The 23655-nt window shown below is 67.5% G+C and carries 21 protein-coding genes; 9 read left to right on the forward strand and 12 right to left on the reverse strand.

What is annotated here, in order from left to right; translation table 11 throughout:
• Positions 1–157 precede the first annotated feature (157 nt).
• The 4 genes from acpS to folK form a co-directional block, all read right to left on the reverse strand.
• A complete protein-coding gene (gene acpS, locus C7453_RS11945; protein WP_114727758.1) occupies positions 158–568 on the reverse strand; it encodes a holo-ACP synthase in 411 nt (136 codons plus the stop codon).
• Positions 565–2802, reverse strand: coding sequence for a RelA/SpoT family protein (locus tag C7453_RS11950; protein WP_114727874.1), 2238 nt, complete (start codon positions 2800–2802; stop codon positions 565–567). Before C7453_RS11950 ends, acpS begins: the two co-directional genes overlap by 4 nt.
• A 115-nt stretch (positions 2803–2917) precedes the next feature.
• Positions 2918–3313, reverse strand: coding sequence for a DNA-directed RNA polymerase subunit omega (gene rpoZ / locus C7453_RS11955; protein WP_114727759.1), 396 nt, complete (start codon positions 3311–3313; stop codon positions 2918–2920).
• A gap of 106 nt (positions 3314–3419) precedes the next feature.
• Positions 3420–3917, reverse strand: a complete 498-nt coding sequence (gene folK, locus C7453_RS11960) for a 2-amino-4-hydroxy-6-hydroxymethyldihydropteridine diphosphokinase (protein ID WP_114727760.1) — start codon at positions 3915–3917, stop codon at positions 3420–3422.
• A gap of 222 nt (positions 3918–4139) precedes the next feature.
• Between folK and C7453_RS11965 the strand changes: the two genes are divergently transcribed.
• Entirely contained in the window at positions 4140–4757 is a 618-nt protein-coding gene (locus C7453_RS11965) for a LabA-like NYN domain-containing protein (RefSeq protein ID WP_114727761.1), read from the forward strand.
• A gap of 57 nt (positions 4758–4814) precedes the next feature.
• Here the strand turns inward: C7453_RS11965 and C7453_RS11970 are convergent, their stop codons facing one another.
• The 3 genes from C7453_RS11970 to msrP all read right to left on the reverse strand — a co-directional run bounded on the left by C7453_RS11970 (position 4815) and on the right by msrP (position 8335).
• Positions 4815–6311 (reverse strand): malate:quinone oxidoreductase, encoded by a 1497-nt coding sequence (locus C7453_RS11970; protein WP_114727762.1) that lies wholly within the window; start codon positions 6309–6311, stop codon positions 4815–4817.
• A 456-nt stretch (positions 6312–6767) separates the two neighbouring features.
• Positions 6768–7379 carry a protein-methionine-sulfoxide reductase heme-binding subunit MsrQ gene (msrQ, locus tag C7453_RS11975; protein ID WP_114727763.1) on the reverse strand — a complete coding sequence of 204 codons (612 nt, stop codon included), beginning with the start codon at positions 7377–7379 and terminating at the stop codon, positions 6768–6770.
• Complete coding sequence (gene msrP, locus C7453_RS11980; protein ID WP_114727764.1) at positions 7379–8335, reverse strand: protein-methionine-sulfoxide reductase catalytic subunit MsrP; 957 nt, start codon at positions 8333–8335, stop codon at positions 7379–7381. Before msrP ends, msrQ begins: the two co-directional genes overlap by 1 nt.
• Before the next feature lie 110 nt (positions 8336–8445).
• Here msrP and C7453_RS11985 point away from each other — a divergent pair, with 110 nt between their 5' ends.
• Positions 8446–9342, forward strand: a complete 897-nt coding sequence (locus tag C7453_RS11985; RefSeq protein ID WP_114727765.1) for an NAD(P)-dependent oxidoreductase — start codon at positions 8446–8448, stop codon at positions 9340–9342.
• Between the two features lie 13 nt (positions 9343–9355).
• On the opposite strand, the gene C7453_RS11990 is transcribed toward C7453_RS11985, so the two are convergent.
• Positions 9356–10204 (reverse strand): squalene/phytoene synthase family protein, encoded by an 849-nt coding sequence (locus tag C7453_RS11990; RefSeq protein WP_114727766.1) that lies wholly within the window; start codon positions 10202–10204, stop codon positions 9356–9358.
• Between the two features lie 147 nt (positions 10205–10351).
• Between C7453_RS11990 and C7453_RS11995 the strand changes: the two genes are divergently transcribed.
• The gene (locus C7453_RS11995; protein WP_114727767.1) at positions 10352–10960 is read left to right on the forward strand and encodes a superoxide dismutase; all 609 of its coding nucleotides are present in this window, start codon (positions 10352–10354) and stop codon (positions 10958–10960) included.
• 55 nt (positions 10961–11015) lie between these two features.
• Here the strand turns inward: C7453_RS11995 and C7453_RS12000 are convergent, their stop codons facing one another.
• Complete coding sequence (locus tag C7453_RS12000; protein WP_114727768.1) at positions 11016–12479, reverse strand: sugar porter family MFS transporter; 1464 nt, start codon at positions 12477–12479, stop codon at positions 11016–11018.
• A 73-nt stretch (positions 12480–12552) separates the two neighbouring features.
• The gene (yajC, locus tag C7453_RS12005; protein ID WP_114727769.1) at positions 12553–12933 is read right to left on the reverse strand and encodes a preprotein translocase subunit YajC; all 381 of its coding nucleotides are present in this window, start codon (positions 12931–12933) and stop codon (positions 12553–12555) included.
• A 140-nt stretch (positions 12934–13073) separates the two neighbouring features.
• Here yajC and C7453_RS12010 point away from each other — a divergent pair, with 140 nt between their 5' ends.
• The 3 genes from C7453_RS12010 (at position 13074) to C7453_RS19650 (ending at position 16320) form a co-directional block, all read left to right on the forward strand.
• Positions 13074–13988, forward strand: a complete 915-nt coding sequence (locus C7453_RS12010) for an ATP-binding protein (RefSeq protein WP_114727770.1) — start codon at positions 13074–13076, stop codon at positions 13986–13988.
• A gap of 217 nt (positions 13989–14205) precedes the next feature.
• On the forward strand, positions 14206–15291 hold the full coding sequence (locus C7453_RS12015) for an aromatic ring-hydroxylating oxygenase subunit alpha (protein ID WP_114727771.1): 1086 nt from the start codon (positions 14206–14208) through the stop codon (positions 15289–15291).
• A gap of 27 nt (positions 15292–15318) precedes the next feature.
• Positions 15319–16320, forward strand: coding sequence for a bifunctional GNAT family N-acetyltransferase/(deoxy)nucleoside triphosphate pyrophosphohydrolase (locus tag C7453_RS19650; RefSeq protein WP_114727772.1), 1002 nt, complete (start codon positions 15319–15321; stop codon positions 16318–16320).
• A 17-nt stretch (positions 16321–16337) separates the two neighbouring features.
• Here the strand turns inward: C7453_RS19650 and C7453_RS12025 are convergent, their stop codons facing one another.
• Positions 16338–17246, reverse strand: coding sequence for an SMP-30/gluconolactonase/LRE family protein (locus tag C7453_RS12025; protein ID WP_114727773.1), 909 nt, complete (start codon positions 17244–17246; stop codon positions 16338–16340).
• An 82-nt stretch (positions 17247–17328) separates the two neighbouring features.
• Between C7453_RS12025 and C7453_RS12030 the strand changes: the two genes are divergently transcribed.
• Positions 17329–18084, forward strand: a complete 756-nt coding sequence (locus tag C7453_RS12030) for a competence/damage-inducible protein A (protein ID WP_114727875.1) — start codon at positions 17329–17331, stop codon at positions 18082–18084.
• Between the two features lie 26 nt (positions 18085–18110).
• Here the strand turns inward: C7453_RS12030 and C7453_RS12035 are convergent, their stop codons facing one another.
• Positions 18111–20054 carry a glycoside hydrolase family 3 C-terminal domain-containing protein gene (locus tag C7453_RS12035; RefSeq protein ID WP_245949004.1) on the reverse strand — a complete coding sequence of 648 codons (1944 nt, stop codon included), beginning with the start codon at positions 20052–20054 and terminating at the stop codon, positions 18111–18113.
• Positions 20055–20380: 326 nt separating this feature from the next.
• On the opposite strand from C7453_RS12035, the gene C7453_RS12040 reads away from it, so the two are divergent.
• On the forward strand, positions 20381–20902 hold the full coding sequence (locus tag C7453_RS12040; RefSeq protein ID WP_114727775.1) for a DUF3576 domain-containing protein: 522 nt from the start codon (positions 20381–20383) through the stop codon (positions 20900–20902).
• A 122-nt stretch (positions 20903–21024) separates the two neighbouring features.
• Complete coding sequence (leuS, locus tag C7453_RS12045) at positions 21025–23652, forward strand: leucine--tRNA ligase (protein WP_114727776.1); 2628 nt, start codon at positions 21025–21027, stop codon at positions 23650–23652.
• The last annotated feature ends 3 nt before the right edge of the window (positions 23653–23655 follow it).

Consider the following 23655-nt stretch of genomic DNA (forward strand, 5'->3'; position numbering starts at 1 on the left):
CCCCTGACGAGAGGGGTGATGTATGGGTCTTGTGCGGGTCATCCATAGGTATGATGTCTGAATCCGGAAGGTGATGCGGGGGCCGCCCGTGGGGCCAGCGGATGAAGCCGGGGGGACCATCCCCTGTCAACCGGCGCGCGATCTTATTAGCCCGATCCTAACCCACGGGGCCAGCGTCGATCATCACCTGTGCGAACGCATAGGGATATTCGTCGGTCATGGTCAGGAGAATGCGGGCCGTGGCGCCGGGCGCCAGCAGCGCGTCGAGCCTTGCCCGCGCGCCGCCGGTCAGCACCATGACGGGCTGGCCGGTCGGCAGATTGTCCACCCCCAGGTCTCGGTGGAACACGCCGTGGGAAAACCCCGTCCCTAACGCCTTGGCGCACGCTTCCTTGGCCGCCCACCGCTTGGCATAGGCCCCCAGGCGCGCCTGCCCGTTGCGCCGGTCGGCGCGTCGCCGTTCGGCTTCGGTGAATACCCGGTCCAGGAAGCGTTCGCCATGGCGGCCCAGCGCGCGCTCGATGCGGCGGATGTCGCAGAGGTCGGAGCCGATACCGAGCAGGTTCATCCCTTCGCCCGCTCCACCTGGACGACGCTGCTGGCCGCACGCATCGCCGCGATCAGCGATGACAGGTGGCGCAGGTCGCGTACTTCGATATCCGCCAGGATCTCCATGAAATCGAGTTGGCGATTGACTATGCGCAGATTGACGATGGTGCCGTCATGCTTGGAGGCAACATTGGTCAGGGTGGCGAGGATGGAAGGCTCGTTGGCGGCGACGATGCTCAACCGCCCGATATGCGGCTCGCCATGACCGCGACCGATCACGTCGTAATCCCAGTCCACATCCATGAAGCGCTCGGGCGTGGCGGCGAAGCTTTCCAGCGTCTGGCAGCCGGCGGTATGGATGGTGATGCCCTTGCCGGTCGCGACGATACCCACGATGCGGTCGCCCGGCAGGGGATGGCAGCACCCCGCGAAATGAACCGCGATGCCTGGCCCGATGCCGGCCAGCGCCATGCCGCCGCCCGACCTGGCCTTTGCGGTGCGCGCGGGCGCGCGCATGGGGATGCCGGGGACCATGCGCGGCGCGCGCGGCGTCTGGCGGAGTTCGGGATAGGCGGCATGCACCACGTCGCGCGGCCCGATATTGCCGTTGCCGACCGCGACGTACAGATCTTCGACCGACGCCTGCTTGAGATCGGCGAGAATGCTCTCCAGCACCTTTTCCGACCCATCCACGCCCTCCTGCCGGAAGGCCTTGGCCAGTGCGGCGCGGCCGCCATCGACATGGGCTTCGCGCTGCTGGGCCGCCACATGGCGGCGGATGCGCGCCCGTGCCTTGCCGGTGACGACGAATCGCTCCCACGACGGTGACGGCGTGCCGCCGCGCGCCGTCATGATCTCGACCTGATCGCCGTTCTGCAATTCGTGACGCAGCGGCATCAGCCGCCCGTTGATGCGCGCGCCCACGCAGGTATCGCCGACCTGGCTGTGCACCGCGTAGGCGAAATCGACCGGCGTGGCGCCGCGCGGCAGCGAGATCAGTTGCCCCTTGGGCGTGAAGCAGAAGACCTGATCCTGGTAGAGTTCGAGCTTGGTGTTTTCCAGGAACTCGTCCGGGGCCGCCGAATCCTCCAGGATGTCCAGCAGATCCTGCACCCAGCGCAGGCCGGTGACGACCTGCCCTGCTCCGCCCGCACCGGGCAACTGCTTGTACATCCAGTGCGACGCCACACCGTTTTCGGCGATGTCGTGCATCTCGGCGGTGCGGATCTGCACCTCGATCTTCTGGTTGCGCGGATAGCGCAGCGTCACGCCCGTATGCAGGCTCTGGTAGCCGTTGGCCTTGGGGGTGGAGATGTAATCCTTGAACCGGCCGACAATGACCGGGAAGGCCGCATGAACCGCGCCCAGGGCCACGTAACAGGCCTCGCGGGTCGGCACGAGGATGCGGAAGGCCATGATGTCGGAAAGCTGCTCGAAGGCGACATTGCGCTTCTGCATCTTCTCCCAGATCGAGAAGGGCGATTTTTCGCGCCCCGATACCTCGACCTCGCCCAGGCCGGCCTCACGGCAGAGCCGGACCAGATCGCGCCGGACCTCTTCGATCACATCCGCGCCCTGGCCGCGCAGGTAGTTGAGCCGCGCGCGGATGGTGGTGTTGGCTTCCGGCTCCAGTTCCGCGAATGACAGGTTCTGGAGTTCGGTCTTGACCTTGTCCATGCCGATGCGCCCGGCCAGGGGCGCATAGATTTCCATGGTCTCGCGGGCGATGCGCTGGCGCCGGTCCAGCCGCTGCACGTAATGCAGCGTGCGCATGTTGTGCAGCCGGTCCGCCAGCTTGACGATCAGGACCCGGATGTCCTTGGACATCGCGAGCACCAGCTTGCGGAAATTTTCGGCCTGCTTGGTGCGGTCCGACTGGAGTTCCAGCCGGGTCAGCTTGGTGACGCCGTCTACCAGATCGGCAATCGCCGGGCCGAATTCGGCGCGCAGACGATCGTGCGTGACGCCGGTATCCTCGATCGTGTCGTGCAGCAGCGCGGTCGCGATGGAGGCCGGGTCGAGATGGAAGCCGGCGAGGATGCTGGCGACAGCCAGCGGATGGGTAATATAGAGGTCGCCGTTATCGCGGACCTGCCCGGCATGGGCCTCCTGCGCGACGGCGAAGGCGCGGCGGATCAGGTCGAGATCGGCATCCGGGGCATAGGCACGGACACGCCGCACCAGCCCTTCGCAGGAAATGACGCGGGCGGGCGGTGGCTCGGGCGCCACATTCCCTCCCGCATCTTCAGGCATGGTCGAAGCAGCGGAAACCAGCCCCCGGCCATCGCCCGACGCGGGCGAGGCCGGTGCCTGGGCGGTGACATCGACGACCGTGTCGGTCGGGCCGGCCGCATCCGCTGCCATGGGCTTATCGCCGCGAACGGCCGCCCAGTTCGGCCTCGATCGCGGCCTCCAGCTCTTCGGCCGACATGCCGGCGCCGTGGGCGGCCTCTTCCTCGGCCGAGACGTCCTGAAGACCGAAGATATTCTGTTCGGTCGGGATCAGGTCCATCACTTCCTCGTCGGCCGGCTCGGGCTCCGGCGCGCGGGCCAGCGAGCGGACCAGATCGGTGCGGATCTGTTCGAGTTCGATCGTCTGGTCGGCGATTTCCCGCAGCGCGACGACCGGGTTCTTGTCGTTGTCGCGGTCGATCGTCATCTCCTCGCCACGCGACAGGCCGCGCGCGCGCTGCGCCGCCAGCAGAACCAGCTCGAAGCGATTAGGAACCCGTTCAACGCAATCTTCGACGGTGACGCGAGCCATAAGGCAAGCCTCCGGTATTTACATTATTAAAAAAACGATTTTATCCACAGTGCGGCGCAAACGCAAGGCCGGGTTTGGTGGGTTGCCCGTTTGGTGGGTTGCCCTATCACGCACCGTCCAGCCGGCGGATCTCCTGCACCGGGAGGGCTGCGATCGCCTCCCCGACACGATGCCCCGTGCGGGGATTGCGCCAGTCTGGCGCCACATCGCGCAGCGGGAGCAGGACGAACGCCCGGTCCTCTGCCCTGGGATGCGGCAGGATGGGATCGGGCGCGTCACGCACGCAAGAGCCCATCGCCACGATATCGAGATCCAGCGGCCGCGCCGCGTTGGCGACCGTCCGCCGCCGCCCTGCCTCGGCCTCGATCGCCTGCAAGGCGGCCAGCAGCGCGGCGGGGTCGATCTCGCCCGCCACGTTCACCACCCCGTTTACATAAGGCGGCTGGCCCGAGGGGGGAACCGGCGCGCTTTCGTACCATGGCGAGACAGCGACCACCCGCAGGCCGGGAATGGCGGTGATGCGCCCGACGGCCCAGCGACAGGTCTCGCGGGGCGTGCTGCCCCCTTCACGCGGCAGATTGGCCCCGATGGCGATGAGAATCATGGCAACTGCCTCGCGGACGATAGGATCGAAACCTTCTGAAACATGGAATATCCAATTGATTTTTTATATTTTCGCCCAGAAACGTCCTATACATTCCGTTTCGACCGTATCAATTTGTCCGCGACGGTTCTAATCTGACGTTTGATGGGCTTATTGTTCAGGTGCGGCATTTCATCCGCACGACTTTTCAAGTTCAGGCGATTTTACAAGGATTCATAGCCCATGTTTTTTCAACCCGACGAACGTACTTGTCTTTTCATCGACGGCTCAAGTCTCTACTCGGCCTCGCGTCATCTGGGGTTCGATGTCGATTACCGCAATCTGCTGACGTTCTTTCGCTCAAAATGCCATATCATCCGTGCCTATTACTATTCGGCAATTCTGGAAAGCGAGGAATATTCCCCCCTTAAACCGCTAACCGACTGGTTGGTCTATAACGGCTACTCGCTCGTCACCAAGACGGCGCGCGAGTTCGTCGACCAGAACGGGCGCCGACGCGTGAAGGGCAGCATGGATATCGAACTGGCCGTCGACATGATGGAGATGGCCCCGAAGATGGACCATGCCATTTTGTTCAGCGGTGATGCCGATTTCCGCCGCCTGCTGGAAAGCGTACAGCGCCAGGGCGTGCGGACCACGGTCATTTCGTCCGTGCGTACCTCGCCGCCGCTGATCGGCGACGACCTGCGGCGGCAGGCCGACCAGTTCGTCGATCTGGCCGATATCGCGTCGCACTTCACCCGGCGCCAGGGCGAGGCACGGGTGGCACGCCAGCAGCAGGCCCCGATCCGCCACCCCGCCGACCAGTTCAGCGAACTCGACCACGACGACGAAGACTGACATCCGGCACCGCCGGGCGGGGCGCCATGCGCCCTCCCCGGCCGAGACGCGCGGACTTCAGCTTTCGAGTTGCAGGCTGCGCGTCGTGCGCTCGTGCACCTGGGCGCAGAGTTCGGGCCGGTCGGCCAGCGGGGCGCCGTAGGACGGGATCATTTCCCGCAGCTTCGCGTCCCAGCGCGGCAGTTCGCTGGGGAAGCATTTGCTGATCACGGTCAACATGATCGAAACGGCGGTCGAGGCCCCAGGCGACGCGCCGAGCAGTGCCGCGACCGTGCCGTTGGCCCCGGTGACGACTTCGGTGCCGAATTGCAGCACGCCGCCCTTTTTGGCGTCCTTCTTGATGACCTGCACGCGCTGGCCGGCGGTGATCAGTTCCCAATCCTTCGCCTGGGCGTTCGGTACGAAATCGCGCAGGGCATTGAGGCGCGTCTCGTTGGATTGCAGCACCTGCTGCACCAGGTAACGGGTGAGCGGCATGTTGTCGCGCGCCACCGCCAGCATGGCGCCGAGATTGTCCATGCGAATGGATTTCGGCAGGTCCCACAGCGAGCCCTGCTTGAGGAACTTGGTCGAGAAGCCGGCATAGGGGCCGAACAGCAGCCCCTCCTTGCCGTCGATCACGCGGGTGTCGAGATGCGGCACGGACATCGGCGGCGCACCCACCGACGCCTTGCCGTAGACCTTGGCATGATGGCGGGAGACGATATCCGGGTTGGTACAGCGCAGGAACTGGCCGCTGACCGGGAAGCCGCCGACGCCCTTCGATTCGGGGATGCCCGTCTTCTGCAACAGCGGCAGCGCGCCGCCGCCGGCACCGATGAAGACGAAGCGCGCGCCGACCGACACCGTGGCGTTCGACGTGAGATCGCGCACCGCCAGCCGCCAGGAACCGGAGGCGTCCTGCTTCAGATCCTCGACCTCATGCGACAGTTTGAGGTCGAAACCCGGCTGACCGGAGAGGAAATTGACCAGCAGGTGCGTCAGCGCGCCGAAATTGACGTCGGTGCCCGCCGCGATCCAGGTCGCGGCCAGCTTGGTGCCGGCGGTGCGGCCTTCCATCACCAGCGGCATCCATTGCGCAAGCTGCGCCGGGTCGGTGGAGAAGCGCATGCCGCTGAACAGCGGATGATCCTTCAGGGCTTCGTACCGGCGGCGCAGATAATCGCAGTTTTCGTCGCCCCAGACGAAGCTCATGTGCGGGATCGGATTGAGGAACGCGCGAGGCGAGGCAATGACGCCCGATTCGACCAGATAGGCCCAGAACTGGCGCGAAAGCTGGAATGCCTCGTTCACGCCGACCGCCTTGGAAATGTCGATCGTGCCGTCGGCGCGCGATGGGGTGTAATTCAGTTCGCACAGCGCGGAATGGCCCGTGCCGGCGTTGTTCCAGGCGTTGGAGCTTTCCTTCGCCACGTCGTCCAGCCGTCCGAACATCCCGATCGACCAGTCCGGCTGCAGGAGCTTGAGCAGCGCGCCGAGCGTCGCGCTCATGACCCCTCCGCCGATCAGGACGACGTCATAGGCGGATTCGGTTCGGGTCGTATTCGAGGTCATGACATTCTCCGGAACGAGGCGCGCAGGCCGAAGCCTGTGAATACGGTCTGGGCCGCCGGTCCCATCGCGGCGGACCGAAGGCGGGAAAGAGTGGTCGTCCAAGGACCGGACGAACCTGAACCGGGTGGCATGCGGGCCGTATCGTCGCGGACAATTCGCCCATCGCACAAACGGGATCGCAGAGCCATAACCCGGTCCGGTCCTCCGGAACGCCCCAACCTCTTGCCATCTGAACCGGCATTCCGAGACATCATCTCTGCGCGAGCCGATCCTGACCCGCTCCATCGGGCGCGGCAAGCGGGGGGAGAAGACCGATCCGGCCTGTTCCTTCTTATTGCTTCCATTTTCTGGAGTTCCCCGGCGGAATCGCGGGTCTTTCCATTCCGGCAGCGCATGACTGTCAGGCTTTTCCCGCATCGTGGCAAGGGAACCATCACCGAAATCCTGATGGCCGGTTCAGGCTGGCGGCGGCTTCGCCCGCCGGGACAGGGCCCGCCAGACCCGGAAGGCCAGCAGGCCGGCCACGACCCCGCCATAGAGCAGCGTTTCCGCCCGGATCACCTTGAAAGACAGGATGAAATGGATGGCGGCGCAAATCGCGGCCGCATAGGCCAGGCGATGGAGCACCTTCCAGCGCCTGCCCAGCCGGCGGATCGACCAGCCGTTCGATGTCGCGGCCAGCGCGGCCAGAATGGTGAAGGCGACCATGCCGAGGATGATGAAGGGTCGTTCGGTCACGTCGGCCAGCAGGGTGTGCAGGTCGAACCCCTGGTCCAGCGCCACATAGGCCGACAGGTGGAAGAGCGCGTACCAGAAGGCCAGCAGCCCCAGCGCCCGCCGGTAGCGGAGAACATTGATCCCGGTCATGTCCCGCAGCGGCGTGACGCACAGGGACAGGATCAGGAACCGCAGGGCCCACAGGCCCAGCGTGCGCTCGAATGTATTGACCGGATCGGCGCCCAGCCGGTCGGTCGCCCCCAGGACGAACGATACCGCCGCCGGAAGCAGCCCGAAACCATAGAGGGCCAGCCGGATCAGGCCGGCGGGCCTTGCGTGCCGTGCCGCCATCAGAAATCGCGCCGCAGGTCCATACCGGCATAGAGGCCGGCCACCTGTTCGCCATAGCCGTTGAACGGCAGGGTGGGCTGACGGGCGGCACCGAAGAACCCGCCGCCGGCACCGATGGGCCGCTCGCTGGCCTGGCTCCAGCGCGGATGGTCCACGGCCGGATTGACGTTGGCGTAGAAACCGTATTCGTCGGACGCGCGGAGGTTCCACGACGTGCGGGGCTGCCGGTCGGTCAGGCGGATGCGCACGATCGACTTGATGCCCTTGAACCCGTATTTCCACGGCACGACCAGCCGGATCGGCGCGCCGTTCTGGTTGGGCAGCGTCTGGCCGTACAGCCCGACCGCCAGGATCGTGAGCGGGTGCATGGCCTCGTCCAGGCGCAGCCCCTCGACATAGGGCCAGTCGAGCACCGGCAGGACGCCGCCCTGCCCCGGCATCTCCGACGGGCGCACCACCGATTCGAAGGCGACATATTTCGCGCTGCCCAGCGGCTCGACCTCGGCCAGCAGGTCGCGCAGCGCGAAGCCGATCCAGGGGATGACCATCGACCACGCCTCGACGCAGCGCATGCGGTAGATCCGCTCTTCCAGGGGGCGGGTCAGCAGCGCGTCGATGTCGTAGGTGCGGGGCTTGGCCACCATGCCGTCGACCTGCACGGTCCAGGGGCGGGGGTGGAACGCGCCGGACCGTTCGGCCGGGTCGGTCTTCTCCAGTCCGAATTCGTAGAAATTATTGTAGTGCGTCACGTCGCGCAGGGGCGTGGGCTTGAGCCCCGTGCCCGACAGGGCGCCCGGATGGGCCGCCAGGTCCGCCGCCCCGGCCGGGCGTGGCGGCATGATCATTCCCGTCAGGCCGGCGCCGGCCGCGGCGGCCAGCATGTTGCGCCGCGACAGCCACAGAGCGTGTGGCGTGATGGCGGAGGATGGCGGTGCGGGGTAGCGAAAGACACGCATGCGGGGCCTTCTTTCCTGAGTCGCGGCACGTGCCGGGCAGAGGGCGTGACACCGCCGGGATCGTCCGGCACCTTGCCGGGAACGGGACGGCAATGAAAAGGAGCAGGACCATGACCGATTCCTCTGATCACGGCACGGCAGGGACTGTCGGCTTTATCGGCTTTGGCGCGATGGCCAGCCGCATGGGCCGGAATCTTGAAGCTTCCGGCTATCAGATCGTAGCCTATACCCCATCCGGCAAGGGTGGCGACGGCACGACCCGCTTCCTGCCCTCGCCCCGCCAGTTGGCCGAAGCCTCGGGCGGGACCGTCATTCTCTGCGTCCCCGATGACGAGGCGCTGGCCAGTGCCGCCTATGGCCCCGACGGCGCGCTGGCGGGCATGGCGGCCGGCACGCTGCTGATCAATACCAGTTCGGTGTCGCCGGAAGCCTCGCTGGCGCTGGCGGAAGCGGCCGGCGAACGGGGGATCGCCGCCCTCGATGCCCCGGTTTCGGGCAGCACGCCGGAAGCAGAGGCCGGCACGCTGGTGGTGCTGGTCGGCGGAGAGGTGGAGGTTGTGGCGCGGGCCCAACCGATTTTCGACATTATCGGTCAGACGACGATCCATGCCGGGCCGGCCGGCTGTGGCTCGAAGCTGAAGCTGGTGATCAACGGCATTATGGGTGTGGGGCTGGCGGCGGTTGCCGAGGGCTTCTGTTACGGCGTGGCCGCCGGGCTGGACCGGGACATGCTGTTCGAGGCGCTCGATTCGGTCGCGGTGATCTCGCCCCATCACAAGCGCAAGCTCAAGGCGGCCAGGGCGGGCGATTTCCGGCCGCAATTCCCCACCCGCCTGATGCAGAAGGACATGCGGCTGTTGCTGGACGCCGCCGCCCGTGTCGCCGCCCCGGTGCCGACCATGGCGACCACCACCCAGCTTCTGTCGCTGACGCGGCGGGGGCATGCGAACGACGATTATTCCGCGCTGTTCGCGGTGCTGGAAAGCATGGTGGCCAATACGCCGTAAGGCGTGCCGGCCGTCAGCCGAATGCCATTGCGGCCATGACGGCCAGCCGGTCGCCGAGGCCCCGTGGCGCCGGGTCGGCCCCACGGGCGAGGTCGCGCCGGGCCAGCACGCCCGGCAGCGCAGTCGCCCTGGCCGGGCGCGGCAGGCGCCGGCGGCCGGCCTCGGCCAGGAATGCCTGCCCTTCGCGGCACAGGGCGGCGCGCAGCGCCCGCAGGATGTCCGGCGTCAGGGTCGCGCCGTCGCGAATCGTGTCGCCCGACAGGCCGGATTCGGCCAGCGCGGAATCGGGCACCGGGCATCGGCCGCTGGCCAGCACCCGTTCCAGATGCCGCACCAGGCCGCCCGCGCCGTAGGCGGCGCCGTGCGATTCGACGGCTTTCAGCAGGTCCGGGTCCGTCACGCCGGCTGCCTGGGCGATGGCGACCTGTATGCCGCCCGCGCCGCCGCGCATCGCCGTGCGCCAGGCGGGCCAGTCCGCCAGCCCGTCCAGTTCGGCCTCGCGGGCGTCGAGGATGCCCAGCAGGGTTTCGGGCTTCACGCGGCCCTGGGCGATCAGCGCGCGGATCGGGTCGGCGATTTCGTGCGGGTGGGGGGCGCCCTCGATGATTTCGCGCCACCATTGCAGGCGGATCAGCCCCGCCATCGGCCCCGCGACGGCGCGGGACTGCATGCCGCCGAGGGCGCGAACGGTTTCGTGATTGAAGGCGAGCAGGGGGAACGCGGCCTCGCGCGCCGCCGCCGGCAGGAACAGCGCGCACAGGAAGCGGTCGGGGTCGGCGCGCCGGGCAATGGCGGCGCCGGGGGAAACTCCGGCGGCGGCGGCGCGTCTTTCCGGGGGGGCCGTCGTGGCAGTGCGTGTCATGACAATGGCTTGCCGCGCGCAACGGCGTGGCGCAAGAGTTTCGGCCGGCGGGTCGGCCGTCCCTGTTCCGTCACTTGACGCCCCTTCCCCGCCCTCATAGCTCTGACGGGCGGCGTTTTCGCCGCTGCAATTCCAAGGAGAACGTCCATGGCTTTCGAATTGCCCACTCTTCCGTTCCAGACCAACGCGCTGGCGGCGCGCGGCATGTGCCAGGAAACGCTGGAGCTGCATCACGGCAAGCACCACCAGGCCTATGTCACCGCGCTGAACGGCTTCGTCGAAGCCAAGCCCGAACTTCAGGGCAAGTCGCTGGATGAAATCATCCTGGCGGTCAAGGGTGATGCCGCCCTGGCGCCGGTGTTCAACAATGCCGGCCAGCATTGGAACCATATCCTGTTCTGGCAGAACCTGTCGCCGACCGGCGGGGTGATCCCCGACGCGCTGGCGGCGAAGATCGCCGAGGATTTCGGCAGCGTCGACACGTTCAAGACCGACTTCAAGGCGGCTGCGACCTCGCAGTTCGGCTCGGGCTGGGCGTGGCTGGTGCTGGGTTCGGACGGCAAGCTGAAGGTGACCAAGAGCGCCAACGGCTCCAACCCGCTGGCCGAAGGCCAGGGCAAGGTGCTGCTGGGCCTCGATGTGTGGGAGCATTCCTACTATCTCGACTTCCGCAACCGTCGCCCCGACTACGTGACCAACTATCTGGACAAGCTGGCGAACTACGAGTTTGCCGAGGCGCAGCTGAAGGCCGCCTGAACGGCCGACGGTACCGCGTGACCTGGAATGCCCGGCCCCTTTGGGGCCGGGTTTTTCATGTACGGCCGCCGGAGAGCGGGCCGGCGCGCCCGATATCGCGCAGCCTGACGCCCGTAGCGAGGTCCCGCTCGATCCGCTCCAGCGTCAGGCCCTTGGTTTCGGGCACGAACAGCGCGACCACCAGCACGAACAGCGCGTTCAGCCCCGCATAGAGCCAGAAGGTCGCGGACAGGCCCAGGCGGTCCATCAGCGACAGGAACGACACGCCCACGATCATGTTGGCGATCCAGTTGGCGGCGGTGGAGCAGCCCACGCCGAATTCCCTGCCTTGGAGCGGCTGGATTTCCGCGCACAGCACCCACGTCACCGGCCCGGCTGAAAAGGCGAATCCGGACACGAAACAGATCATGCCGCCGATGGCCAGCGCCCGCGCCGTCGTCTCGCGCACTTCGGCGGAGGGCGAATAGCCCAGCAGCGCCATGCCGATGGCCATCACGACCAGGCCGCAGATCAGCAGCGGGCGGCGGCCCCAGCGATCGACCAACCCGATCGCCACGAAGGTGGCGGCCACGTTCACCGCGCCCACGCTGACGGTGCCCCACAGCCGCGCATGGTCGATGAAACCGGCCAGGCCGAGGATGCGCGGGGCGTAATACATGACCACGTTCATGCCGGTGAATTGCTGGACAAGCTGCAACGTCACCCCCAGCGCCACCGAGCGGCGGAAATTCCGGTCCTTGCGCAAGAGTGCCCAGCCTGAGGTGCGGACATGCAGGCGGGCATCGATCTCGCGCAACTCGCGGGCGACACTCTGGCCCTGGCCGCGCAGGTCCTGCAACGCGCGCCGCGCGGCCTCCCGCTTGCCGCGCATCATCAGCCAGCGCGGGCTGGCCGGCAGGAAGGCGACGCCGATCATGAAGACGATGCCGGGAAATGCCACGATGCCCAGCATCCAGCGCCATGTGTCGAAATAGGAAAACAGCGCGTTGGAGACGAACGCCGCCATGATGCCGATAGTGATCATGAGCTGATAGATCGCGACCATGGCGCCCCGATGCCGGGGATCGGCGATCTCGGCGATATAGAGCGGCGCCGTGAAGGTGGAGATGCCGACTGCAAGGCCCATCATCACCCGGCCCGCGATCAGCGTGCTGACCGAGCCGGCCACGGCGCAGAACAGCGACCCCACCACGAACAGAGCCGCGCCGATCAGCAGCGTGTGCTTGCGCCCCCAGCCGAAGGAGAGCCGCGCCGCGATGGGCACGCCCAAGGCCGCGCCCACCATCATGGCCGCGACGATCCATTCCTGAAGGAGGCGGCCGGCGTGAAATTCGCGCGCGACCGGGCCGAGTGCGCCGGAGATGACGCCGATATCGAGACCGAACATCAGGCCGGCCACCGATGCCAGGCCCGAGGCCACGCCGGCCTGGCCCCGCACGGAGGCGGGCTGGAACCGTTCGGCCCCCCGGTCGGTTCCCCGCTCGGCCCTGGTTGCGTCGATCTCTCCGTACAGCGTCATGCCCCTTCCCCCCGGAGAAGGGTTAACGGCCGGCGAAGCAGGCGGTTCGCCGGCTGCCCCGGCCGGGTGCGGTTCAGTCGGCCTTGGGAGCCGCGTCGTTGGCGGGCTTGGCGGTGCTGGTGACGACCGAGGTCAGGGTCTCGCGCACCACCGTCACGCGGACGTTGGGGGCGATTTCGATCTCGATCTCGTTCGAATCGTCGCGGATCTTCTGCACCACGCCGATGATGCCGCCGGCCGTCAGCACCCGGTCGCCGCGACGGATCGCCGCGAGCTGGGCGCGCAACTGCTTCTGCTTCTGCTGCTGCGGGCGGATCAGGAGGAAATAGAAGATCGCGAACATCGCGACATAGGGGAGGATCGACATCAGGCCGCCGGCGCTCAGGAGACCTCCCTCGCCTCCGGCGCTCTGGGCATATGCCGGGGTCACAAGGAAATCTGAAAGTGCAGTCATTGTCGTGTTTCCGGCCGTCATTTAGTGGGTTGCGGGCTGAGGCAGTGGACCATAGTTTTCGTCCGTTTCCCGTCAAGGCGTCGGTTTGCCCTCCGCCGCGCTCCGGGTCCGATCGCGCCTTTCCAGCCACAGGACCGACGATGGAGTCTCACCCTCTCCTGCCCTTTCTCGACCGTATCGCACAAGCGCTGGAGCGGCTGTCGCCTCCGCCGCCGAGCCTGGCCGGGCTGGATGCCGCCGATGCCTTCGTCTGGCACCCCGCGCGGGGGCGCCTGGAGCCGGTGGCCCATGTGGCGCATGTCGATATCGACCTGCTGCGCGGCGTCGAGATCCAGCGCCGGCTGGTGCTGGACAATACGCTGCACTTCGCCCGTGGGCTGCCGGCCAACAACGTCATGCTGTGGGGCGCGCGCGGCATGGGCAAGTCCTCGCTGGTCAAGGCCGCCCATGCGCAGGCCAACCTGACGGCGGAGGGCGTGCCGGCAGCGCCCGGCCAGGGCCGTCTGGTGCTGATCGAGATCCAGCGCGAGGACCTGTCCACCCTGCCCGATCTGCTGGCCCTGCTGCGCACCAGTGCGCGCCGCTTCGTCGTCTTCTGCGACGACCTGTCGTTCGAGAGCGAGGATGCCGATTACAAGGCGCTGAAATCGGTGCTGGATGGGGGAATCTCGGGCCGGCCGGAGAACGTGCTGTTCTACGCGACCTCCAACCGGCGGCACCTGATGCCCCGCGACATGATCGACAACGAGCGCTCCACCGCCATCAATCCCTCCGAGGCGGTCGAGGAGAAGGTCTCGCTGTCCGACCGGTTCGGGCTCTGGATCGGCTTTCATAACTGCGCGCAGCATACCTTTCTGGACATGGTGCGGGCCTATGCCGCGACCCGGAACCTGGCGATCGGGGATGAGGAACTGGCGCGGCGCGCCAATGCCTGGTCGGTTGCCCGTGGCGGGCGCTCGGGGCGCGTCGCCTGGCAGTTTATCGAGGACCTGACCGCCGAACTCGCCGCCGCGCCGCATGGTGGGGAGCCCGTTGGGGAATCGACACGTCCTTGATCAGAATCAAGGCCCGTGACCGGTGTCATGCCTGATATCATGAGGGCTTGCAGCCTGACCGGCGGGATAGAGAAACCAGGCCTTTGCCGCTGTTGGGCAATGACATGGATTATCAATTGCGCGACAGGATGAGATGCCTCTTTAATGCGTGCGGCTTCTGTCATGATGCCGCGCGACCCACCGGACAGCCGCAGGCGACCGAGCGCATAGAGAGACGATGAACCAGATCTTTTCGACGGATAGCATGCCCCGCCCGACCCTGACCCTGGGGGAGGATCTGCGTCGCATCCGCTGTGATCCCGATTTCTGGTATCCCGTGGCCTGGTCACGCGAACTCAAGGCCGGCAAGACCATCGGCACCCGCTATGCCGGCTTGCCGATCGCGCTTGTTCGCCCCGTCGAAGGCGAGGTCTTCGCGCTGGAGGATCGCTGCGCCCATCGGCAGGTGCCGCTGAGCAAGGGCACGGTGAAGGGCCAGGCGGTGCAGTGCTGCTATCATGGCTGGGCCTACGGCCGCTCGGGCCGCTGCATCGACGTGCCTTATCTGGGCAAGGGCAAGCTGCCCAACGGGGTGAAGACCTATCCCTGCCGCGAGCAGGACGGGCTGATCTTCATCTTCCCCGGCGACCCGGAGAAGGCCGAGACCGTGCCGATGCCCCGGCTGTCGCAGGTCGCCAACCCCGACTACAAGACCCGCCGCTTCGGCCGGCATGTGAAATGCCATTACAGTTTCATGCATGAGAACCTGATGGATATGAACCATCAGTTCATGCACATGAAGCAGATGGGCCAGATGAAGCCCCGCTTCCTGGGCCAGGATCGTGCCCCCGGCATGATCGAGGCGCGCTATACCTTCGCCCGCACCGGCGGCAAGCAGCCGATCGGCGAGGCGCTGGTCTTCGGGCAGAAGCGCGACAACAGCGCGAAATTCGCCCATCGCGACGTCATGACCATCCGCACCGAATATCCTTACCAGACGCTGAAGATCGAGCCGACCGGCGGCGAAGCGGTGATGGATCTGTGGATTGCCTACGTGCCGCAGGACGAAGAGCAGTTGACCAACCGGGTCTTCGGGCTGCTGTCGATCAAGCGCCCCAAGCTGCCGGGCGTGCTGGACCTGGCATGGCCGTTCCTGGTCGCGTTTACCGAGCGGATCTTCCGCGAGGATCGCGAGATCGTGGAACTGGAGCAGAATGCCTGGAACGAACTGGGAGGCGACCATAACCAGGAAGTGTTCCCGGTGATTCGCGACCTGCGCCAGCTTCTGGCCGAATGCGGCATTCCCGCGCCCGAAGCCGGCTGAGGGTTTCGCCAGGTCCATGCCAGTTCCATGATCGACGAACGGACGGATACCACCCTGCAGGCCGGCCCCTTCCGGCTGCGGGCGCTTCTGTCGTCGGACGCGGGCGCGATGCACCGGCTGGTCAATGACTGGAGCGTGATCCGGATGCTCAGCCGGGTACCGTTTCCCTACCCGCGCGGGCTGACGGATGAATGGATCGCCTCCACCACCGAACTGGCCCGGCGGGGAGCGGCCTATCATTTCGCCATTACGCACCCCGAATCGGATACGCCCGATTCGCTGATTGGCTGCATCGGGTTGCAGGTCGATCGGGGCCGCCGGTCGGCCACCGTGGGATACTGGGTCGGCCGCCCCTACTGGAACCGCAAGGTCGCCACCAGCGCGGTGGGGCGGATTGCGCGCTGGGCGTTGGCCAGCATGCCGGTGGACCGCGTGGCCGCTGCCGTCGCGCATGATAACCCGGCCTCGATCGCCGTGCTGCGGAGGCTGGGGTTTCGCGAGACCGGGACCGGACACCAGGAATTCGTCTCGCGCGGCGGGGAGCATCCGGTGTTGCTGTTCGAGGCGAATCGGGAGGATATGGCGATGGATGCGTCGTCCGACGTCTTGACCACTCAGGCCGGAGAGCGGAAGCGTGTGGTGCTGGTGGCCGCCGTTGCGCTGATCGATACCGATGGCCGCATCCTTCTGGCCCGTCGGCCGGAAGGCAAGCCGATGGCGGGCCTGTGGGAATTTCCCGGCGGCAAGGTCGAGGCCGGAGAAACGCCGGAAGTGGCGCTGATCCGCGAACTGGACGAAGAGCTTGGCCTGGATGTCAGCCGTTCGTGCCTCGCGCCCTACACGTTCGTATCACACGATTACGGGCATTTTCATCTGCTGATGCCCGTCTATGTCTGCCGACGCTGGAAGAATGTTCCCCGCCCGCGTGAGGGACAGACGCTGGCGTGGGTTCGGGGGGACGATCTTTCGACCTATCCGATGCCGGAAGCGGATCTGCCGCTGGTGCCTCTGCTGCGTGATCTGGTGTGAGAGACGGCGACTGCCCTCTATAGAGCGAATGGTGCGTCGAGCGTGAAGGTGGCCTGTTTCTGGCCGGCGATGCTGGTGCCGAAGGCGAACAGGCTGCCGCTGAGGGGCTGGTCCACGAGTTGGCGGGCCGACAGGCCCTTGCGGGCGGTGGTGACGAAGACGGTGCGGTAATCGGCGCCGCCGAAGGCAACCTTGGTGACGTTGCGGGCCGGCATGGGAATGGGCTCGACCCTGGTGCCGTCGGGGGCCAGACGTTCGATCCGCCCGCCGTCCCATACGCCGATCCAGAGGAAGCCTGCGCTGTCGACCGCGACGCCGTCGGGGTAGCCGTCCTGCAGGGTGGCGAAGACCCGGCGGTTCGACAGGGTGCCCTCGGGCGACACGTCGAAGGCGTAGACGGTCCGGGCGGGTGAGTGGTTGTGGTAGAGCGTGCGGCCGTCAGGCGACAGAGCCGGGCCGTTGCTGACCACGTAGCCCGTATCTTCGCGCCGGATCGACAGCGCGCCCCGGTCCTGACGCACGGAATAGAGCGAACCGGTGGGGTCGGTCTCGGCATCGTGCATGGTGCCGAACCACAGGCGGCCGAACCGGTCCACATGGCCGTCATTGATCCGGTTGCCGGGCTGGTCGGGCTCGACGGGCAGGTCGAGACCGAATCGGCCGGTGGCGGGGGAAAACCGGTGCAGCCCGTCGCGCAGGCCGCACAGGAAGGTGCCGTCGGCGAGCGGCACCAGGAAGCCGGGCCGGTCCGGAGCGGGCCACGACGTTCGCTCGCCGCTTTCCGGCCGGTAGCGGTGGATCGCCTTTCCCACGATATCGACGAAATAGACGGCCTGTTCGGCTTCCGACCAGACGGGGCCTTCGCCCAGCATGGCTGGAAGATCCCACACGCAGCGCGGCACGCCGCACATCGGTCCTTCCCTCATCGCCCCATTCCCTCCTGTCTGGCCGGAAGCGGATTCCGGGCTCATAATGCAATTCCATGCCATTGGACGGGAACCCGCCATCATGAACCCGACAGCCTGCATCCTGGTCATCGGCAACGAGATTCTTTCGGGCCGGACGCAGGACGTCAACGTGCAATATCTCGCACGGCGCCTGTCCGAACTGGGGATCACGCTCGCCGAAGTGCGGATCATCCCCGATCGCAGCGAGGTGATCGTGACCACGCTGTGCGATGTGCGGGCGCGATTCGAGCATATCTTCACCACCGGCGGCATCGGGCCGACCCACGACGACATTACCGCGCCCTGCGTCGCCGAGGCGTTCGGGGTGCCGTGGGTCGTCCATCCGGAGACCTTCCGGCTGCTGGAGGCGCATTTTCGGCCAGGCGAGTTCAATGCCGCCCGTCAGCGCATGGCGACCCTGCCGCAGGGGGCGACCCCGATAACCAACAGCGTTTCGATCGCGCCGGGATTCAGCATCGGCAATGTCCATGTGCTGGCCGGCGTGCCGCGCATCATGCAGGCAATGTTCGAGGCGGTGGCCCCAACCCTGCGACATGGCACGCCCGTGACCTCGCGAAGCTGGTACGCGCTGGGCCTGTTCGAAGGGACGCTGGCCGCCGGCCTGTCGGAGATTCAGGACCGTTATCCGGACCTCGATATCGGTTCCTATCCGTTCGGACGGCCGGATGGACGGCGGGGCGTGGCCCTCGTCTGCAAGGGGCTGGATCGCGGCGCCGTGCTGGCGGCGGCGCAGGCGACGCACGACCTGATCGCGCAGTTGGGCTTTACGCCACAGGAAGGCGAGCCGCCGCCCTGACCTGGGGAGCCTGCAACGCCGGAGTCTCAGCCGCCTTCGGCATCGGGCAATGCGCCGGAGATGTGCATCTCCGGCAGGTGCAGCGTCATCTGCTGCCCCAGATTGGCGGCGTGCGCGCCCAACGACACGCCGTACTCGCCGGCCGGCACCACCCATTCCAGCGTCACCGGATTCCAGTGGCCCAGCATGCGCGCGTCGATCCCCACCGCCAGGCGCGCGGCCTGTCCGGGGGTAAGCTGCACGGTCCGCCAGCCGATCAGGCGCTTGGGGGCGTCGGCGCTTCCTTCGGGGAGGTCGAGATAGATCTGCGGCACGTCGCGACCGGCCATGGCCCCGCGATTGGACACGCTGAAGGCGACCAGCAGCCGTGAGCCGTCCCGCGTCACCTTCAGATCGCCATAGGTGAAACGCGCGCGGACCGAGAGCCCGTATCCGAACGGGAACAGCGGCGCGACATGCGCCCGGTCGAATGCCTTGTATGCCGCCAGATGCGGATGGGGCGGCGCGGCGCCGCCGGTAAAGGTGACGGGCAGGCGTCCGGAAAAATCGCGCTGGCCGGTCAGCAGGTCCGCCAGCGCGTCGCCGCCGCCCTCGCGCCACGACCAGGCCTGCACCACGCCGTCGACCTGATCCAGCCACGGCATGGAGCGGGCGGGATCGTCCGACAGCAGGACGACGAGAACATGCGCGCCCGTGTCGGCCACCGCGCCGATCAGGCGGTCGTCCTCGGGGCCGGCGGAAAAGAAGACGATATGGCCGGCCTGGGCGATATAGGGCGGCAGGGGGCCTTCCGCCGGCGCATCGGCTGCCCGGCGCGCGACCTGCCCTGCCCGACCCAGGGCGTCGGCCATGATATCCGCGGCCTCCCGTGCCGCCCCGGTGCCCAGGACGAGGATGGGCTCGGCGGTGGTGCCGGCCAGGGGCAGGATCGCGTTTTCGTTGCGCAGCAGCACCGTGCCTTCGGCGACCACGTCTTCCGCCAGCGGATCGCGATAGAGCGCGGGGGCGCGCAGCGCGCCGAATGGCGGCGGATTTTCGATCACGCCGGCGTCGTCCATGGACTGCATGACGTGGGCGGCCATGCGGTCCAGCCGGGCGGGCGGTAGGAAGCCCCCCTTCATGACCGCCTGCCGCAGCGACACCCCGAACAACGCCGTATCGGCGGTCCCGGGCTCGCCCTCCACGTCGATGCCGGCCGCGAGTGCCGACAGCAGTATCGGACGGCGGGCCGCCGGGTCGTCCGGTGTCGGGCGGTCCGCCAGCAGGGCGATCATGCCGCCATAATGCCATCCGTCGCGCAGCGTCCGCTCCATGCCGTCCAGCGCGCCGCATGGCCGCGCGTCCACGACCGTGACATGGCAAAGCATGCCCGCCCCCCTTGCCTGCTCCAGGGCGACATGGAGGGCCTGCATACGGTCCTCGGACACCGCGTCGGCGCCGGGCTGGCCGCGGCCGCCGAACAACGGCAGCACATGGCCGGCGATCAGCCCGGATGCGACCGCGCCCATCATCCGGCCGGCCAGCAATGGGTCCTCGCCTTCATAGGCGCGGCCGGCCGGCAGGGGGCCGACCCCGCCGACCGCCGTGATCGCCCGGCCGCCGGCCCGGATCGCGCGGGCCCGGGCCTGCCCCGCCCGCCGGGCCAGATCGCGGTCCCAGGTCGCCATCAGCGCCAGCGGCGAGCGCTGCCCCGCGCCATCATCCAGCAGGGCCATGCGCAGGGCCGGCAGGCCGGCCCGCGGCACGCCGGGCAGCGTGACGATCGACACGCCGGCGACCGGGCCGGCCATGATCTCCGCCCGCACCAGGGTGAGTTTCTCCGTCTGGGTCAGGCGGGCGGCGGAGGCTGTCCGCGCCGGACGGTCGGCCGCGCCGGCCGAGGGGGCGGACAGTGTCAGGGCCGCCAGCAGGGCCATGCCCCGCCACGGCCCGCCGGCCCGCCTTGCCCCCCTGCCCGCGATGCCTGCCACGCCGCCGCCCCTCCGAATCTTTCGTCCCGTCGCGCGGCGACTCCCCGCGCGGCCCGGTCTGATGGGTCTTTTCAAACCGGCCGGACCCGTGAAGGCAAGGCTCGGGATGTCCTTGCCGATGGTCCGTTCCTGCCGGGACGTGGGCGACCCGCGCATGTGGCGGGGAGAAAATCACCGCCCGGCTTGGCGGGGATGGCGCACCGGGATATGAAGACGGCAGTGAAACCGGCTGAACCGTGGTCCGACCGCCGGCCCCGGACGGGCAGGAACCGCCACGGCCGCCGATCCATCAGCGGGGCCAGACCCGAGGGGACCACAGGGGCAACATGACCGTTCGACCGCCATCCGCCATTCGCCGCCTTTCGCCATCGGCCCGCCTGCTGGGCGTGCTGGCCCTTTCCCCGATTCTGGGCCTGACCGCCTGTTCCTCGTCGCGCCGCGCGGACGCGGGGCTGGCGATGCCGCAGAACCATCTGATCACCCAGGACCGCTCCGCCAACGGCGGCGACGACCAGATCGGCAAGAGCGGCGTGAACGCCTATCTGTGGCGCGGCGCGATCGACACGCTGTCGTTCATGCCCTTCGCCTCGGCCGATGCGATCGGTGGCGTGATCCTGACGGATTGGTACACCCCGCCGGCTACCAAGAACGAACGCTTCAAGATCACGGCCTATGTGTTGTCGCGCAACCTGCGGTCGGACGCGCTGCGCGTGTCGGTCTTCCGCCAGGCGTTCACGGACGGCCAGTGGGTCGATACCCCGGTCGCCCCGAACACGGTGTCGGACATCACGACGCGAATCCTGACCCGGGCGCGGCAGCTTCGCGCCGATAATGGCGGCGGCAAGTAAGCCCCTTCCCCCGGCGTTCCGGCGCCGGGGACGATGCCGGGCCGTTGCCCGGCATCCTTCTGCTTCGTATCGGCCGGTCGTGACAGACCGTGACGTTCCGGCCCATGCTCCTGGACCCTGACATGACTGAAATGACCCCCGCTTCCTACGATTTCCGCACGGCCGAACCGCGCTGGCAGGCCGAGTGGGAGCGGGCGGGCGCCTTCGACGTGCCCGACGTGCCGCCGGCCGACCGCCCCAAATATTACGTGCTGGAGATGTTCCCGTATCCGTCGGGGCAGCTTCATATGGGGCATGTGCGCAACTACACGCTGGGCGACGTGGTGGCGCGCTTCAAACGGGCCAAGGGGTTTTCGGTGCTGCATCCGATGGGCTGGGATGCCTTCGGCCTGCCGGCGGAAAACGCGGCGCGGGAACGCGGCGTGCATCCGCAGACCTGGACGCTGGACAATATCGCCGCCATGCGCGGCACGCTGAAGCGGCTGGGTTTCTCGTTCAACTGGGATCGGGAAATCGCGACCTGCCTGCCCGAATATTACGGCAAGCAGCAGAAGCTGTTTCTGGACATGCTCCAGGGCGATCTGGTCGAGCGGCGTGAAAGCTGGGTCAACTGGGACCCGGTGGACCACACCGTGCTGGCGAACGAACAGGTGGTGGACGGGCGCGGCTGGCGTTCGGGCGCGCTGATCGAGAAGAAAAAGCTCTCGCAGTGGTTCCTGCGCATCACCAAATTCGCGCCCGACCTGCTGGAGGGACTGTCGCATCTGCCGCGCTGGCCGGAGCGGGTCCGCGTCATGCAGGAGCGCTGGATCGGTCGTTCGGTCGGCGCGCGCGTGCGCTTCGGGCTGCATAGCCCGCCACAGGGGTTCGATACCGACCTGGATTCGGTCGAGGTTTATACCACGCGGCCCGACACGCTGTTCGGCATGGCGTTCCTGGCCGTTGCACCCGACCATCCGCTGGCCGCCAAGGTTGCGCGCGACAATGCGGACGCTGCCGCCTTCATCGCCGAATGCCGCCGCCTCGGCACCTCCGAGGAAGCCATCGAGAAGGCCGAGAAGCGCGGGTTCGATACCGGCCTGCGTGTGTCGCATCCGTTCATGCCCGACCAGAGCTTTCCGGTCTGGATCGCCAATTTCGTGCTGATGGATTACGGCACCGGCGCCATTTTCGGCTGTCCGTGCGGCGATCAGCGCGATCTCGATTTCGCCAACGCCTATCACCTGCCCTTCCGCCCCGTCGTTCTGCCGCCGGGCGAGGATGCATCGACCTTCGCCATCACCGCCAAGGCGTGGGACGGTGACGGCACGATGATCAATTCCGGCTTTCTGGATGGGCAGGACACCAAGGCGGCGCGGGCCGGGGCCATCAGCCGCCTGGAAGGGCTGGGCGTCGGCCGGGGCGTCGAGAACTGGCGGCTGCGGGACTGGGGCATTTCGCGCCAGCGTTACTGGGGTTGCCCGATCCCGGTCATTCATTGCGCCGCCTGCGGCCCGGTGCCGGTGCCCGACGACCAGTTGCCTGTTACCCTGCCCGAGGACGTGACGTTCGACCGGCCGGGCAACCCGCTGGACCATCATCCGACCTGGAAGCATGTCGCCTGCCCGCGCTGCGGCGCCGACGCCACGCGCGAGACCGACACGTTCGATACTTTCGTGGACAGTTCGTGGTATTTCGCGCGCTTTACCGCCCCGCACGCGGCCGCGCCGACCGTGCGCCCGGCGGCGGATGGCTGGCTGCCGGTCGACCAGTATATCGGCGGGATTGAGCATGCGATCCTGCATCTGCTCTATGCCCGCTTCTTCACGCGGGCGATGCGGGAAACGGGGCATCTGGGGCTGGACGAGCCGTTCGACGGCCTGTTCACCCAGGGGATGGTCAATCACGAAAGCTATCGCGATACCGATGGGCTGTGGCTGTATCCCGAGGAGGTCGAGCGGCGCGGTGATGGCGCGGTGCATCGGGAAACCGGTGCGCCGGTGACGATCGGCCGCGTCGAGAAGATGTCCAAATCCAAGCGCAACACCGTGGCGCCGGTGGCGATCATCGAGCGGTTCGGGGCCGATACCGCGCGCTGGTTCGTGCTGTCGGACAGCCCGCCGGAACGCGACATGGAATGGACCGAGGCCGGCGTGGCCGGTGCGGCGCGCTTCCTGCAACGGCTTTATCGCGTGGTGCGGATCGTGGCCGAGACCGTTCCGGTCGCCGCGGCCCCGGAGGAGGCACCGGAGACGGTGCTGTCTGAAGCCGCCGACACGCTGCGCCGCGCCACCCATCACGCCATCGCGGCCGTGAGCGAGGCCTTGGAAGGCTTTGCGATCAACGTGGCGGTGGCGCGCCTGCATGAACTGACCTCCGCCCTGGCGGATGCCGAGCGCGCGGCCGACGATGCCGGCATGGCTTATGCCCGGCGTGAGGCCGCGCTGAGCCTGTGCCTGCTGGCAGCGCCGATGGTGCCCCATCAGGCGGAAGAGATGCTGGCCCTGCTGGAGCCCGACAAGGCACCGGCCGTCGATCGTCCGTGGCCGGTGGCCGAGCCGGAATTGCTGGTGGCGCGCGAGTTGACCATCGCGGTCCAGATCATGGGCAAGCTGCGTGGGACCGTGGCCGCGCCGCCCGATGCGCCGGCCGAGACGGTGATCGCCCTGGCCGAAAACGAGCCCAATGTGGCGCGGCTGCTGGAGGGCAAGCGCATCGTCAAGCGTATCCATGTGCCCAACCGCATCGTCAATTTCGTGATCGCGGGCTGATCG

The organism is Gluconacetobacter liquefaciens (assembly GCF_003350405.1).
Classification (GTDB): domain Bacteria; phylum Pseudomonadota; class Alphaproteobacteria; order Acetobacterales; family Acetobacteraceae; genus Gluconacetobacter; species Gluconacetobacter liquefaciens.